The organism is Pseudoalteromonas sp. RWi3, from assembly GCF_054960735.1.
On record NZ_JBHNYL010000031.1, the window covers coordinates 1 to 14,427 of the forward strand.

Here is a 14,427-nt window from a genome sequence, read left to right on the forward strand (position 1 = left end):
ATAGCTGATATACTATGGCTAAAACAAGAAAAGGGCCCTGAGGCCCTTAGTGTTGCAGCAAGTAACACATTCTTTTTATAAGCTAAAGTCTACTGCGTAAGCGACGTAAGCTTTAATATCACTGTCATCCATATCTGTATCTGAAAGACCAAAAGTGAAACCATCTTTAGAGATTGAAACACCATAATCGATAATGTCATCGTCACCGATAAAATCACCAGAATAGTGGCCTAGGTGTAACGCCATTTCAGTGCCATTACTACCTACTGTAAAGCCATAGTCTGCTGATAGGTATAAAGAGTCACCAAAATCTGTGCCGTCTCCACTTGCAGCGGAACTTGCTAGTAAAGAAGCACCAAAGCTGAAACTACCCATGCTGATACTGCCGTAAACTTCAGAAAAATCGGCATCAGCACCAGAAGCTGCATCAGGGTAAGCATAGTAGATGTAACCAACGTCATAGCTCATGTTTTCATTAATATCGCCACCAAAGCCAGCATACAGGTCTAACTCGTAAGTCATCTCATCAGCCCATGAAGCATTTGAAGCCCATGTGCCAGCATAGAAACCTGAGTCACTAGCATAATCGATACCGCCTGAAATGGCAGCATCCCCACCGGTTTGCTCTTGACCACGCCATAAGTAATTTGATGTCGCTGCTGCATTAGCTGTAACTTCAGCTAGTGCGGCTGTAGATGTAAGACCCATCAATGCAAGCGCACTTAGTGCAACTGTTTTTTTTAGTTGTAGCATGTTTCGTATCCTGTCGTTATGTTGATTGCTGGTTCATAATTATTTATAAGATTGCAGTCTTGCTAATTATGACGCCTATTTATTGTTGTCTGACCAAGATAGTTGCACTGCTTATGCCAAGTTAAAGTTTAAAGTAAAATTTTATGTTTAAATTTTTATAAAACAGATAGATAAGTTTATTTAGTAGGGGTTACAGGAGGGTTTTGAATTAATAATGTGCACTTATATAGTGCATATATAAATAAAGCTGCACAAGGATCATGCAGCTCGAAATAATGTAGCTACTTGATATATTAGCCAAATATAGTGCGCATTAAGCTAATCGTTTCATTCACTCCACGGCCTTTTTGCACTTCACTAATGATAGAGTCACGTTTAGCACGAATATGCTCAGGTATTTCGTCACTAGATAGTGCGCGGTCAACTAATATCTCTGCAGATTCCTTACCACGGCGTACTGATTTAGTCGACGTTGCTGTGCTGCGTTTAGGTTTATTTAATAGCTTAATATAATTTGAGTTATCAGCGGTTGATTTATCTGCATAATAAAAGAAGCAAGGTAGTAAAGCTTTAATGGATAAAAGCTGTTGCTCTAGCTCATTGCTGCCGGCTGCCATCTTGAACCACGACATGGCACGTATAGTTTGTACGATGTCTTGCCAGTAGCGTTCAAAGTCACGGTTATTAAGCTTAGTTATACCTAAAGCGGCACAAAGCGCATCAAGTCGCGAGTTATTTATTGGTGTAAATACATCTGGGCGACGCATTGCTAATAAGCGAGTTGCAGGTGCGAGTGTTGGTTTTTCATCACTGCCATTAAACGCAAGCAAGTACCCAACTACAAATTGCTGATAATGCTCTTCGCTCACTTCACCTTCAAGTGGAATATTTGCCAGTGCGTCATCAAATAGTCCAGGTAAATCAGCCATCATCTGGTGAAAACCTTTGGCGCTTTTGGTAGAGGCAAACCATTCTACATCAAAGTTATAAGTACTTGGGTCTAAAGATGCGGTGTGTTTACCACAAAATGTAAGTAAATCCTCAGGGATCATTTCTTTTAACGGCTGCTCGCGTAAAGTAGAAATATAACTGCTTAAACGTAACTGTTCATCAAGTGCTATAAGATCTTTGTGCTGTTCGACAAACATACTAACAACCGGCCACGGTGCAACGCGTAATGTTTTCAATTGTAAAAAGCTAATTGCAGAAGTTAGTTGGTCATGTAGCTTTTTTAAAATCGGTAATTGATTTGCTTCAAGTAAGTCGTAATTAATACGATCCTTACTAGCGCTAAGTAATTCGTAACACCAGCCTAAAAAGTCTTCAGGATGATTTTCTATTTTAACCGCCATCAGGTTTAGACTAATCTCAGAAGCCTGTTTTAGGATATTTTGATAAATTTGACTTTCTTGATCGCCTAATGCCATTTTTGAAGGTGAAATTAGCAATTTTTTCATGCCTGAGGATACTCCGCTTAGATACTTTTACAGTTGTTTATTTTAGCTTATATTCACTAAAAGCAACAGGGCCGTGCATCATACCTAAGTATACAAGGTATGCAATCATGGTGGCAGCGTTATACCAAGATTGCATTACTTTTCTAGTCGCTCTCGTCAAGCAAGAATAGTGACTCTACAGAGGTGTCAAAGTACTGCGCAATTTTTAGTGCAATGATCACCGACGGTGTAAACCGCGCGGTTTCAACTGTACTAATAGTTTTTCGAGATACATTTATTGCATCAGCTAGCTCTTGCTGAGAAAGCCCTGCCTCTTTACGGAATTTAGCGATAAAATTTTGCACGACGCCACCTAATCACGATTTTGCCATAAAATTGAAATACCATAGACTAAGCACATAATTGCTAGATAAAAGGTAGCCATCATACTGTGTGATATATGTAAGGCAAAGCTATCAGAACTCAAATATACTGCACCCATACTGCACAGTAGGGCTAGAACAACATGTTTATAGGCAATCGTATCTATAGTGTTTAAGTACTCATCTTTATAAGTTAGGTGGTATTTCATTTTACGTGTGAATCCGCCCCTAACTACAAACATAAAAAACGACCCTATAAAAGCACCGACCCCTAATATTAACAAGGGCGCAGATGTATTATTCAACATGGGGTACACGCTGATAATCAATAATGTTACCCCCATAAAGATGGAAAACCATGCATTTTGACCCATAAATTTTTCTTCAGCTTTGATATCCTGATTCATAATCCTAATCCTCTCAGAGTGTTTGATATACATGTTGTAACCTATAGGTTTCAATGTAACCTAAGGGTATCAGCGGATCAAGATTTATTTGTAACCTAAAGGTATCAAGATGTTTCAGTGTTTATTCATATTTAATTAAGTAAAGTGTTGGTTGAAAGTTTTTCTGTATTGATTCAATGATTTTGATAGCAACTCCCGCTATCATAAGAACATTATTTGCACATTTGAAAGGACCATCATGAAAACCACCTTTAAAGTTATAGGAGTAGTACTATTATTGCTGATTGCGCTGATAGTCATTGCACCATTTTTAATTCCTACTGATGCAATTTTTAATAAAGTATCAGACCAAGTCGAGCAAACCACTGGGCGTACATTAACGATTAAAGGAGATAAGACATTATCGGTTTTTCCTTCATTAAAGCTTGAATTAAATGACGTGCACTTTGCCAATATGCAAACGGGATCTCGCCAAGATATGGCGAGCATGCAGCAGCTAGCGATTCATATTCCGTGGTTCTCATTATTTGGCGGCGAATTTAAACTTGAAAAATTCGTCATTAATGAGCCAAATATTTTGTTAGAGACGGATAACAACGGCAAAGCAAACTGGCAGCTTTTTGATGCAGTAGCAAAGCAACCCGAAGCTACAGAAAATAGCAAAGCTGTAAAGCTACCAGAAAATTTTGATATTGAGCTGGGTGAAGTAGCTATTTATGGCGGGTCTTTTACTTATTTGGACGGCCAAACTGGTGCTAAACATCAAGTAAATAAGCTAGATCTAGCTATTTTACTCCCTTCACTGCGTGAAGAACTTGAGGTGAAAGGTGCGATTACGTATATGCAGGAGCGCTTTGAGTTAGACGTAAAAGTAGATACGCCAGCAAAAGCAATTGAAGGAAGCGCCTTTAATGTATCACAAAACCTTTCATCACGTTTATTGGATGTGGACTTTAATGGTTCAATTGCAAAGCAAGGTAAAGATATTAAAGGACAACTATCCCTCAACGGCGACTCTGTTAAAGATATTGCAAAATGGCAGGGAGTTGAACTGAATGCAAAAGAAGATGCATTCAACGCTTTCAATGTAAAAGGAACAATGACTCTCAAAGGTAATAAATTCAATATTACTGAGTTACTTGCTACTTTAGATAAATTACAAATTAAAGGGCAAAGCAACATTAGCCTTGGTCAGCGTTTAGAAGTCAAAGCGAACATAGATTTAGGGATGCTTGATTTGAACCCTTATTTACCCCAAGCAGTAGCGAAAAAGCAAACGCCACAGCAAGCAGAAGGGCAACCAGCTCAGCCAATCGTATGGGACGATACAAAAATTGATATGAGTGGCTTAAATGCACTTGATGCAAATATTGTTATCCGCTCAAGTGGACTTAAAGCGAATGACATAACACTAGGCGCTAACCAATTTACAGTTAATCTAAAAGATGCAGTGGCTAACCTCAGCCTTGATAAATTTGCTGCCTATGAAGGTAATGGTAAAGGTAAGGTGACGATAAATGCAAAACAAACCCCTTATAAAATTGCTACCAACTTTGCTTTAGATGCAATCGATGCACAACCGCTACTAACCGATGCCGCTGGGTTTGACAAGCTAATGGGTAAAGGATCATTAAATTGGGACTTATCAACTAGTGGTAATAGTCAAAAGAGCTTCATCAATGCATTACAAGGAACGCTTGCATTTGAATTTGCAGATGGTGCGGTCAAAGGTGCAAACATTGCTGAAATGGTACGAAAAGGAAAAGAACTAGTAAAAGGGAATTTCGCAGCAGTGTCAGAGGGGCTAGACACAGGGTTTGATGACTCGGAGCAAACAGACTTTTCCGCACTAACAGGTAGCTTTAATTTCTCCAATGGTGTTGGCACAAACACAGACTTATCAATGTTAAGCCCATTAATACGGATTACAGGGGAAGGTGACGTTGATTTACCAATGACAACGGTGAACTACCGCTTAGTAACGGGTATTGTTGATTCGCTGGAAGGGCAAGGTACAACAGATGATAGTACCGGCTTTAAAATTCCTGTACGTATTAAAGGGCCATTTCATGATGTTGGTATTAGTTTAGATATCGGTAAAGCAGCTAAAGATGAAGTAAAAGAAAAAGCAAAGGATAAAATTAAAGATAAATTAAAAGGTTTGTTTGGCAATTAACGCCGATTTTATTCGATGATAAAATAATCAGGGTATATTTATTCCCTGATTGTTTTATAAACAGCTGTAAAATAGCTAAATATAACCAAGTAGCAAAATAACGAGTGCAGTAATTCTAAATTAATTAAAAAATAACCTACCACTACCCCCTCAATGCTGATACAATTGCCCGCCCTTAAGAGACAACTTGGTTGTTTTTTGGTGGGTATTTAATCTAAATGTCTTGATTTTAAACGATTTAAGGCAAGTTGTAATAACTACACCGGAGGTCATTAACATGATCCAAATGCAAACTCAGCTGGAAGTTGCTGATAACAGCGGCGCTCGCAAAGTGCAGTGTATTAAAGTCTTAGGCGGTTCGCACCGTCGTTATGCAGCGATTGGTGACATCATTAAAGTTTCTGTTAAAGAAGCGATTCCTCGCGGTAAAGTGAAGAAAGGTGATGTTAAAAACGCGGTAGTTGTGCGTACTAAGAAAGGCGTTCGTCGTCCAGACGGTTCTTTGATCCGTTTTGACAGCAATGCGGCTGTTATCTTAAATGATAACTTGCAGCCAATTGGTACACGTATTTTCGGCCCTGTGACTCGCGAACTTCGTAATGAAAAGTTCATGAAAATCGTTTCACTAGCCCCAGAAGTACTGTAAGGAGTCAATCATGGCAGCAAAAATCCGTCGTGATGACGAAGTAATCGTTCTAGCAGGTAAAGACAAAGGTAAGCGCGGCAAAGTGCTTTCAGTTGTTACCGAGTCTGGTCGAGTATTTGTCGAAGGCATAAACTTAATCAAGAAACACCAAAAGCCGGTTCCACAATTGAACCAAGCTGGCGGCATTGTTGAAAAAGAAGCGTCTATCGACGTATCAAACGTTGCGATCTACAACTCGGAAACGAGTAAAGCAGATCGTGTAGGTTTCAAGATTGAAGATGGTAAGAAATTACGTATCTTTAAATCTACTGGTAAAACTATCTAATAGTTGGAGTAGAATGATGGCGAAACTGCATGAAGTATATAAAGACAAAGTAGTTGCTGACCTTCAAGAGAAGTTCGGTTTCAGCTCTGTCATGCAAGTCCCTCAGATCGAAAAGATCACATTAAATATGGGCGTGGGCGAAGCCCTAGCTGACAAGAAAATTTTAGATAACGCTGTTGCGGATCTAGAAGCTATCTCTGGTCAGAAACCTTTAATCACTAAAGCACGCAAATCTGTTGCTGGCTTTAAAGTGCGTGAAGGCTACCCAATTGGCTGTAAAGTAACCTTACGCGGCGAGCGTATGTGGGACTTTTTTGAGCGTTTGGTTTCAATCGCTATCCCACGTATCCGTGACTTCCGTGGTGTAAGTGCTAAGTCTTTCGATGGACGTGGTAACTACAGCATGGGCGTACGTGAACAAATCATCTTCCCAGAAATTGATTATGATAAAGTAGACCGTGTACGCGGTATGGATATCACAATCACTACATCTGCGAAAACAGATGAGGAAGGCCGTGCGTTGTTAGAAGCGTTTAACTTCCCATTCAAGAAATAAGGGTAGGGTTATGGCAAAGAATTCTATGAAAGCGCGCGAAGCAAAGCGCACAAAATTAGTTGCTCAGTACGCTGAAAAGCGTGCGGCACTAAAAGCTATCATCAGCGATGTGAAAACATCTGACGATGATCGTTGGGACGCGGTACTTAAGCTACAAGCTTTACCACGTGATTCTAGCCCTGCACGTCAACGTAATCGTTGTAACATTACGGGCCGCCCACATGGTTACCTTCGCAAATTCGGCATGAGCCGTATTAAAGTTCGCGAAGCAGCTATGCGCGGTGAAATTCCTGGCCTTAAAAAGGCTAGCTGGTAATAGAATCACGGGAGTAAGACTATGAGCTTGCAAGATCCTATCGCGGATTTGTTCACACGTATCCGTAACGGTCAATCAGCGAAGAAAGTATCTGTAACGATGCCAACTTCAAAGCTGAAAGTAGCGGTAGCTAAAGTATTAAAAGACGAAGGTTATATCGCAGATTTCGCAGTAAACGGCGATGTTAAACCTGAGCTTTCTATCGAGTTGAAATACTTCGAAGGCAAAGCTGTTATTGAAAACATCCAGCGTGTTAGCCGCCCTGGTCTACGTATCTATAAGAGACGTGACGAATTACCGAAGGTAATGGGTGGTCTAGGTATCGCTATCGTATCAACTTCTAAAGGCCTAATGACAGACCGCGCAGCACGTAGTGCTGGTGTTGGTGGTGAAATCATTGGTTTTGTAGCTTAATCGGAGGGGAACTATGTCTCGCATAGCAAAGGCACCAATAAACGTTCCTGCCGGTGTAGAAGTTACATTAAAAGGCCAGGAAATCACAGTTAAAGGCAAAAACGGTGAACTTACTCGTACTATCAACGATGCAGTTGAAGTACAAGTTAACGACAACGTTGTTACAACTTTACCTCGTGAAGGCGTAGCCAATGCATGGGCACAAGCAGGTACTGCTCGCGCTCTAATCAACAACATGGTTGTTGGTACGCATACAGGTTACGAGAAGAAACTTCAGTTAGTAGGTGTTGGTTACCGTGCAGCAGCAAAGGGTAAAGTATTAGACTTAACTCTAGGTTTCTCGCACCCAGTTAATTTCGCTGTTCCTGAGGGAATCACGATTGAAACTCCAAGCCAAACAGAAGTTCTAGTTAAGGGCGTAGATAAGCAGTTAGTTGGTCAAACAGCTGCTAACATTCGTGCATACCGTAAACCTGAGCCTTACAAAGGTAAAGGTGTTCGTTATGCAGATGAGAATGTACGCCGTAAAGAGGCTAAGAAGAAGTAAGGTAAGACGATGGATAAAAAAACAGCTCGTCTACGTCGTGCTAAACGCACTCGTAGAAATTATATTGAACAAGGCACAACGCGTCTTGTTATCCACCGCACGCCACGTCACATTTACGCTCAAGTAGTTAATGCTGAGGGTAGTGTACTGGCTGCTGCTTCTACTGTTGAAAAAGCGATTAGCGAAACAGTTAAAGGCACAGGCAACGTTGCAGCTGCACAAGCAGTTGGTAAAGCGGTTGCAGAACGTGCGGCTGACAAAGGCATCGAAAAGATTGCTTTTGATCGCAGTGGCTTTAAATATCACGGCCGTGTGAAGGCGCTAGCAGATGCTGCGCGTGAAGCCGGTTTGCAATTCTAGGAGTAGACAATGGCTAACGTAGAAGCAAAGCAACAACAGCCTGATTTAGCTGAAAAGCTAATCGCGGTAAACCGTGTGTCTAAAGTAGTTAAAGGTGGTCGTATCTTTAGCTTCACTGCACTAACAGTAGTTGGTGACGGCGCAGGTAAAGTAGGTTTCGGTTATGGTAAAGCACGTGAAGTTCCAGCTGCTATTCAAAAAGCAATGGAAAAAGCACGTCGCAACATGATCAACGTAGACCTAAATGGCAACACATTACAGCACCCTGTAAAAGGGCGTCATGCTGGCTCACAAGTGTTCATGAAACCAGCCTCTGAAGGTACTGGTATCATCGCAGGTGGTGCTATGCGTGCAGTACTTGAAGTGACTGGTGTGCAGAACGTACTTTCTAAATGTTACGGTTCTACTAACCCGATCAACGTTGTACGTGCAACGATCTCAGCTCTTGAGAATATGAATTCTCCTCAGTCGATCGCTGCTAAACGTGGTCTTCGAGTAGATGAGATTCTGGGGTAAACCATGGCTAATAAAACTGTAAAAGTAACACAAGTAAAGAGCTCTATCGGTCGTTTACCGAAGCATAAAGCTACATTACGCGGTCTTGGTTTACGTCGTATCAATCACACTGTTGAGTTAGAAGACACAGCATGTGTGCGTGGTATGATCAACCAAGTTTCATACATGGTTAAGGTTGAGGGGTAATTCGAATGCATTTGAATACACTTTCTCCTGCTGCAGGATCAAAATCTGCTGGTAAACGTGTTGGTCGTGGTATCGGTTCTGGTCTTGGTAAGACTGGTGGCCGTGGTCACAAAGGTCAAAAGTCACGTTCTGGCGGTAAAGTACGCGTTGGTTTTGAAGGCGGTCAAATGCCTATGCAACGTCGTCTACCTAAGTTCGGTTTCACTTCTCGCAAATCTTTAGTATCTGCAGAAATTAACCTATACGAAATCGCTAAAGTTGAAGGCGATGTGGTAGACCTAGGTACGTTACAAGCAGCTGGTCTAGTTAAAAAGAACGTTCAGTTCGTTAAAGTTGTTAAATCTGGCGAAGTTTCACGCGCAGTAACCGTTAAAGGCCTTAAGGCTACTAAGGGTGCTCGCGAGGCTATCGAAGCTGCCGGAGGCAAGGTAGAAGACTAAGGAAGTACTAATGGCTAAACCAGGTCAAGATATGCAAAGTGCACAAGGTGGACTTTCGGAATTGAAACGTCGATTACTATTCGTATTAGGCGCTATCATTATTTACCGTCTAGGTTCATTTGTGCCGATCCCTGGGATTGACGCCGCTGTACTTGCCGATTTCTTCGAGCAACAAAAGGGCACCATTGTTGAAATGTTTAACATGTTCAGCGGTGGTGCACTTGAGCGAGCTTCAGTGTTAGCACTGGGTATTATGCCTTACATTACAGCTTCGATTATTACGCAACTATTAACGCATATGTATCCGCCGTTTATAGAGCTTAAGAAAGAAGGTGAACAAGGGCGTAAGAAAATTAGCCAGTACACACGCTATGGCACGCTTTTGCTTGCTACTATCCAATCAATCGGTATTGCCACAAGCTTACCGGGCATGATGAACGGGTTAGTTGTTAACCCAGGTATGGGTTTCTATTTCACCGCAGTGGTGAGTTTAGTTACTGGTACTATGTTCCTTATGTGGTTGGGTGAACAAATAACAGAGCGCGGTATCGGTAACGGTATTTCAGTTCTAATATTTGTTGGTATTGTAGCAAACTTGCCGTCTGCTATTGGTTCGACAGCCGAAATGGCGCGCCAAGGTGATCTGAATGTTTTAGTACTGTTGATGGTTGCTGTAATCGTATTCGCTGTAACTTATCTTGTTGTATTCTTTGAACGTGGTCAACGACGTATTGTTGTTAACTACGCAAAGCGCCAACAAGGTCGTCAAGTATTTGCTGCTCAAAGCACGCATTTACCACTAAAAGTTAACATGGCGGGTGTTATTCCACCAATCTTTGCTAGCAGTATTATTCTGTTCCCTGGTACTATTGCCAGCTGGTTCGGCCAGGGTGAAGGTCCTGTCGCTGATGTGCTACAAGCCATTGCTACAACGTTGACTCCAGGTCAACCTTTGTATGCATTAGTTTTAGCTGCGGCTATTATCTTCTTCTGCTTTTTCTACACAGCGTTGGTGTTTAACCCGCGTGAAACAGCAGATAACCTGAAAAAATCTGGCGCATTTATCCCAGGTATTCGTCCAGGTGAGCAGACATCGAAATACATTGATAAAGTGATGACACGCCTGACATTGGCAGGTGCTTTGTATATAACCTTTATCTGTCTGGTGCCCGAATTCATGACCATGGCATGGCAAACGCCATTCTACTTCGGCGGTACATCAATCTTGATTATCGTTGTTGTGATCATGGACTTTATGGCACAAGTACAAACTCATATGATGTCACATCAATATGATTCTGTGCTGAAAAAAGCGAACCTTAAAGGCTACGGTCGATAAGGTCAGTTTACGGAGTTGAGCAATGAAAGTACGTGCTTCCGTTAAGAAAATATGCCGTAACTGTAAGGTTATTAAACGTGCCGGTGTTGTACGTGTAATTTGCAGTGAGCCTAAGCATAAGCAAAGGCAAGGCTAATTAATAAGTCGTGCAGGCTGAGATTTCTTGGCCTGTGTTTTTAATTGTGATTTGGTCTTCGTTTGAGTATCCTTACGGGCTCTTCAAACAGATGATAACCAAATTCAAATATAGGAGATGTGTTAGTGGCCCGTATCGCTGGCATTAACGTCCCTGATCATAAACATGCAGTTATTGGTTTAACAGCTATTTATGGCATAGGTAAGACTCGCTCTAAGGCTATCTTAGTAGCGACTGGTATCGCCGAGACCACAAAAATCGGTGAACTTTCAGACGAAACACTTGACGTACTTCGTGAAGAAGTTGGCAAGTACACTGTAGAAGGTGACCTTCGTCGTGAAGTTACTTTGAATATCAAGCGCCTTATGGACCTTGGTTGTTTCCGTGGCCTACGTCACCGTCGCTCTTTACCACTACGTGGTCAAAGAACTAAGACTAACGCGCGTACCCGTAAGGGTCCTCGTAAGCCTATTAAGCGATAAGGGGATAGTATTATGGCTAAGACACCAATTCGTCGTAAAAAGGTTAAAAAGCAAGTTGCTGATGGTATGGCTCATGTTCATGCTTCTTTCAACAACACTATTGTTACAATTACCGACCGTCAAGGTAATGCACTATCATGGGCAACTGCCGGTGGTTCAGGTTTCCGTGGTTCACGTAAATCTACACCATTCGCTGCTCAGGTTGCTGCAGAGCGTGCAGGTACTGCGGCTCAAGAATACGGTTTAAAAAATCTAGAAGTTTTCATCAAAGGTCCAGGTCCAGGTCGTGAATCTGCTGTACGTGCTTTGAATGCTGCTGGTTACCGTATCACCAACATCACTGACGTGACGCCAATACCACACAATGGTTGTCGTCCACCGAAGAAACGTCGCGTTTAACAATAGGTTAGGAGAAATAACATGGCAAGATATTTGGGCCCTAAGCTCAAGCTGAGTCGTCGTGAAGGTACTGACCTGTTCCTTAAGAGCGGCGTAAGAGCTATCGACTCTAAGTGTAAACTTGAGACTGCACCTGGTCAGCACGGCGCTCGTAAAGGTCGCTTATCTGATTACGGTTTACAATTACGTGAAAAGCAAAAAGTTCGTCGTATGTACGGTGTACTTGAAAAGCAATTCAGTAACTACTACAAAGAAGCTGCTCGCCTTAAAGGCAATACAGGTGAAAACTTGTTACAGCTTTTAGAGCAACGTTTAGACAATGTTGTATACCGCATGGGTTTTGCAAGCACACGTGCTGAAGCACGTCAGTTAGTAAGCCACAAAGCGGTTTTAGTTAATGGTCGTGTTGTGAACATTCCTTCATTCGTAATTACTCCAGAAGATGTAGTAGTTATTCGTGAAAAGTCTAAGACACAAGCGCGTATCATCGCTGCTCTAGAACTAGCCGAGCAACGTGAAAAGCCGACTTGGGTTGAAGTTGACGGTAAGAAAATGGAAGGTAATTTCAAACGCCTACCTGAGCGTTCAGACCTGTCTGCGGACATTAATGAACAACTAATCGTCGAACTTTACTCTAAGTAAAGTTAAGAGTTAAGAGAGGATAAAATGCAGGGTTCTGTTACAGAATTTCTAAAACCAAGGTTAGTCGATATCGACGCTATCAACCCGACACGTTCTAAAGTTGTTTTAGAACCATTAGAACGTGGCTTTGGCCACACGTTGGGTAATGCCTTACGCCGTATACTTCTTTCGTCTATGCCTGGATGTGCAGTAACCGAAGTTGAAATCGACGGTGTGTTGCATGAATACAGCGCGAAAGAAGGCGTACAAGAAGACATCATTGAAATTCTGTTAAATCTTAAAGGTCTAGCAGTAACTTTAGAAGGCAAAGATGAAGTTTTTCTGACCCTGACTAAGTCTGGTGTAGGCCCTGTGACTGCGGCAGATATTCAGCACGATGGCGATGTAACAATTGCTAACCCAGATCACGTTATTTGTCATTTAACGACAGATAGCAGCGATATCAGCATGCGTATTCGTGTTGAGCGCGGTCGTGGTTATGTGCCGGCGTCTAGCCGCTTATCCTCTGATGACGATGAGCGTCCAATTGGTAGATTGTTGCTTGATGCATCATTTAGCCCAGTTGAACGTATTGCGTACTCGGTTGAATCAGCACGTGTTGAACAACGTACAGACTTAGACAAGTTAATCATTGATATGGAAACAAACGGCACTTTAGATCCTGAAGAAGCGATCCGCCGTGCGTCTACTATCTTAGCTGAACAATTAGATGCATTCGTAGATTTACGTGATGTAACTGAACCAGAAGAGAAAGAAGAGAAGCCTGAATTCGATCCTATTCTACTTCGTCCAGTTGATGATCTTGAACTAACAGTACGTTCTGCAAACTGTTTGAAAGCCGAGCAAATTCAATATATCGGTGATTTAGTTCAGCGCACAGAAGTAGAGCTTCTTAAAACGCCTAACTTAGGTAAGAAGTCTCTGACTGAAATTAAAGACGTGCTAGCTTCACGTGGTCTTTCTCTAGGTATGCGCCTAGAAAATTGGCCGCCTGCAAGCCTAGCTGAATAATCTAAATCACTATATTAGTTTAGTTAGAAGGATAGGGTCATGCGCCATCGTAAGAGTGGTCGTCAATTAAACCGTAACAGCAGCCATCGTAAAGCGATGTTCAGCAATATGGCAGGTTCTTTGGTGAAACACGAAATCATCAAAACTACATTGCCTAAAGCGAAAGAGTTACGCCGTGTAATTGAACCTTTAATCACACTGGCTAAGACTGACAGTGTAGCAAATCGCCGTTTAGCGTTTGCTCGCACGCGTGATAATGAAGTAGTTGGTAAATTGTTCAGCGAAATCGGTCCTCGTAATGCGGATCGTCCAGGTGGTTACACTCGTATTCTTAAGTGTGGCTTCCGTGCTGGTGATAATGCACCAATGGCTTATATTGAACTAGTAGGTCGCACATCTGCAACCGAAGAAGTTCAAGAAGACGCGCAGTCTGCTGAGTAAGTCTTAAAGACACCAAAAAGCCGAGCTTATGCTCGGCTTTTTAATGCCTATAATTATATTCCTAATCTACTCCACCTATATTCACCATTTGTTCTTAACGTGCCTTCATTCACATACTTATTTAACCACGTAGCATTTACTTATATATACGATCCAACTAATGATCTTGCTCCATAAAGATCAAGCTATAAGGTTTATTCATTTATTCTTGTATTTAAAGCACTGCAAATAGACTTTATTGCCCAAGATTAGTGTTGTTTTTATACGTTTCGTTCAAATACTCAGCGAATAGCTAGTTTATTTAAGTTTTCTTCAAAAAAAGGTTGATCTGTTTTTGGATCTCCCTATAATGCGACCCCACTGAGACGGCAGAGCAGGCAACGCTTAGCGAGGCAAGCAGTTAATCAGTAAGTCGAGTAAAACTTAAGTTTAGATTTCTTAAAAAGTTTAAAATTAAGTGTTGACAAAAAAAATGGAAAGCGTAACATGCGCAGCCCTAGCGAGATAAAGTAAACG

At 41.7% G+C, this 14,427-nt stretch carries 22 protein-coding genes; 18 read left to right on the forward strand and 4 right to left on the reverse strand.

Translation table 11 applies throughout. The annotated features are described in order from the left end of the window. Positions 1-75 precede the first annotated feature (75 nt). The 4 genes from ACFI4Z_RS18820 to ACFI4Z_RS18835 all read right to left on the reverse strand — a co-directional run bounded on the left by ACFI4Z_RS18820 (position 76) and on the right by ACFI4Z_RS18835 (position 2,982). Positions 76-753 (reverse strand): TorF family putative porin, encoded by a 678-nt coding sequence (locus tag ACFI4Z_RS18820; protein ID WP_462671874.1) that lies wholly within the window; start codon positions 751-753, stop codon positions 76-78. A 293-nt stretch (positions 754-1,046) separates the two neighbouring features. Continuing rightward, positions 1,047-2,210 carry a hypothetical protein gene (locus ACFI4Z_RS18825; protein WP_462671875.1) on the reverse strand — a complete coding sequence of 388 codons (1,164 nt, stop codon included), beginning with the start codon at positions 2,208-2,210 and terminating at the stop codon, positions 1,047-1,049. Between the two features lie 143 nt (positions 2,211-2,353). After that, complete coding sequence (locus tag ACFI4Z_RS18830; RefSeq protein WP_462671876.1) at positions 2,354-2,554, reverse strand: helix-turn-helix transcriptional regulator; 201 nt, start codon at positions 2,552-2,554, stop codon at positions 2,354-2,356. A gap of 8 nt (positions 2,555-2,562) precedes the next feature. Further along, on the reverse strand, positions 2,563-2,982 hold the full coding sequence (locus ACFI4Z_RS18835) for a hypothetical protein (RefSeq protein WP_462671879.1): 420 nt from the start codon (positions 2,980-2,982) through the stop codon (positions 2,563-2,565). A 235-nt stretch (positions 2,983-3,217) separates the two neighbouring features. Between ACFI4Z_RS18835 and ACFI4Z_RS18840 the strand changes: the two genes are divergently transcribed. The 18 genes from ACFI4Z_RS18840 (at position 3,218) to rplQ (ending at position 13,911) form a co-directional block, all read left to right on the forward strand. Then, complete coding sequence (locus tag ACFI4Z_RS18840; RefSeq protein WP_462671877.1) at positions 3,218-5,155, forward strand: AsmA family protein; 1,938 nt, start codon at positions 3,218-3,220, stop codon at positions 5,153-5,155. Positions 5,156-5,432: 277 nt separating this feature from the next. Next, positions 5,433-5,801, forward strand: coding sequence for a 50S ribosomal protein L14 (gene rplN, locus ACFI4Z_RS18845; RefSeq protein WP_008115397.1), 369 nt, complete (start codon positions 5,433-5,435; stop codon positions 5,799-5,801). Between the two features lie 10 nt (positions 5,802-5,811). Beyond that, entirely contained in the window at positions 5,812-6,126 is a 315-nt protein-coding gene (rplX, locus tag ACFI4Z_RS18850; protein ID WP_004589210.1) for a 50S ribosomal protein L24, read from the forward strand. 16 nt (positions 6,127-6,142) lie between these two features. Beyond that, complete coding sequence (rplE, locus tag ACFI4Z_RS18855; protein WP_058562127.1) at positions 6,143-6,682, forward strand: 50S ribosomal protein L5; 540 nt, start codon at positions 6,143-6,145, stop codon at positions 6,680-6,682. 10 nt (positions 6,683-6,692) lie between these two features. After that, a complete protein-coding gene (gene rpsN, locus ACFI4Z_RS18860; protein WP_016710196.1) occupies positions 6,693-6,998 on the forward strand; it encodes a 30S ribosomal protein S14 in 306 nt (101 codons plus the stop codon). Between the two features lie 21 nt (positions 6,999-7,019). Then, positions 7,020-7,412 carry a 30S ribosomal protein S8 gene (gene rpsH, locus ACFI4Z_RS18865; RefSeq protein WP_058562129.1) on the forward strand — a complete coding sequence of 131 codons (393 nt, stop codon included), beginning with the start codon at positions 7,020-7,022 and terminating at the stop codon, positions 7,410-7,412. A 13-nt stretch (positions 7,413-7,425) separates the two neighbouring features. Continuing rightward, a complete protein-coding gene (rplF, locus tag ACFI4Z_RS18870; RefSeq protein WP_058562130.1) occupies positions 7,426-7,959 on the forward strand; it encodes a 50S ribosomal protein L6 in 534 nt (177 codons plus the stop codon). A gap of 9 nt (positions 7,960-7,968) precedes the next feature. Further along, the gene (gene rplR, locus ACFI4Z_RS18875; RefSeq protein WP_058562131.1) at positions 7,969-8,319 is read left to right on the forward strand and encodes a 50S ribosomal protein L18; all 351 of its coding nucleotides are present in this window, start codon (positions 7,969-7,971) and stop codon (positions 8,317-8,319) included. Between the two features lie 9 nt (positions 8,320-8,328). Continuing rightward, a complete protein-coding gene (rpsE, locus tag ACFI4Z_RS18880) occupies positions 8,329-8,835 on the forward strand; it encodes a 30S ribosomal protein S5 (RefSeq protein WP_008115387.1) in 507 nt (168 codons plus the stop codon). A 3-nt stretch (positions 8,836-8,838) separates the two neighbouring features. Beyond that, on the forward strand, positions 8,839-9,021 hold the full coding sequence (gene rpmD / locus ACFI4Z_RS18885; protein ID WP_016710201.1) for a 50S ribosomal protein L30: 183 nt from the start codon (positions 8,839-8,841) through the stop codon (positions 9,019-9,021). A 5-nt stretch (positions 9,022-9,026) separates the two neighbouring features. Then, positions 9,027-9,461: a 50S ribosomal protein L15 gene (gene rplO, locus ACFI4Z_RS18890; protein ID WP_462671878.1), complete on the forward strand. Its 435-nt coding sequence runs from the start codon at positions 9,027-9,029 to the stop codon at positions 9,459-9,461. Positions 9,462-9,471: 10 nt separating this feature from the next. Next, the gene (gene secY, locus ACFI4Z_RS18895; protein ID WP_058562132.1) at positions 9,472-10,800 is read left to right on the forward strand and encodes a preprotein translocase subunit SecY; all 1,329 of its coding nucleotides are present in this window, start codon (positions 9,472-9,474) and stop codon (positions 10,798-10,800) included. Between the two features lie 22 nt (positions 10,801-10,822). Then, positions 10,823-10,936, forward strand: a complete 114-nt coding sequence (rpmJ, locus tag ACFI4Z_RS18900; protein WP_002959476.1) for a 50S ribosomal protein L36 — start codon at positions 10,823-10,825, stop codon at positions 10,934-10,936. A 125-nt stretch (positions 10,937-11,061) separates the two neighbouring features. Further along, complete coding sequence (gene rpsM, locus ACFI4Z_RS18905) at positions 11,062-11,418, forward strand: 30S ribosomal protein S13 (RefSeq protein ID WP_058562133.1); 357 nt, start codon at positions 11,062-11,064, stop codon at positions 11,416-11,418. A gap of 12 nt (positions 11,419-11,430) precedes the next feature. Beyond that, complete coding sequence (gene rpsK / locus ACFI4Z_RS18910; protein ID WP_002959471.1) at positions 11,431-11,817, forward strand: 30S ribosomal protein S11; 387 nt, start codon at positions 11,431-11,433, stop codon at positions 11,815-11,817. Between the two features lie 21 nt (positions 11,818-11,838). Further along, entirely contained in the window at positions 11,839-12,459 is a 621-nt protein-coding gene (rpsD, locus tag ACFI4Z_RS18915; protein WP_087532486.1) for a 30S ribosomal protein S4, read from the forward strand. Between the two features lie 24 nt (positions 12,460-12,483). After that, positions 12,484-13,470, forward strand: coding sequence for a DNA-directed RNA polymerase subunit alpha (locus ACFI4Z_RS18920; protein ID WP_087532485.1), 987 nt, complete (start codon positions 12,484-12,486; stop codon positions 13,468-13,470). Between the two features lie 39 nt (positions 13,471-13,509). Next, on the forward strand, positions 13,510-13,911 hold the full coding sequence (gene rplQ, locus ACFI4Z_RS18925) for a 50S ribosomal protein L17 (RefSeq protein ID WP_058562136.1): 402 nt from the start codon (positions 13,510-13,512) through the stop codon (positions 13,909-13,911). Positions 13,912-14,427 lie beyond the last annotated feature (516 nt).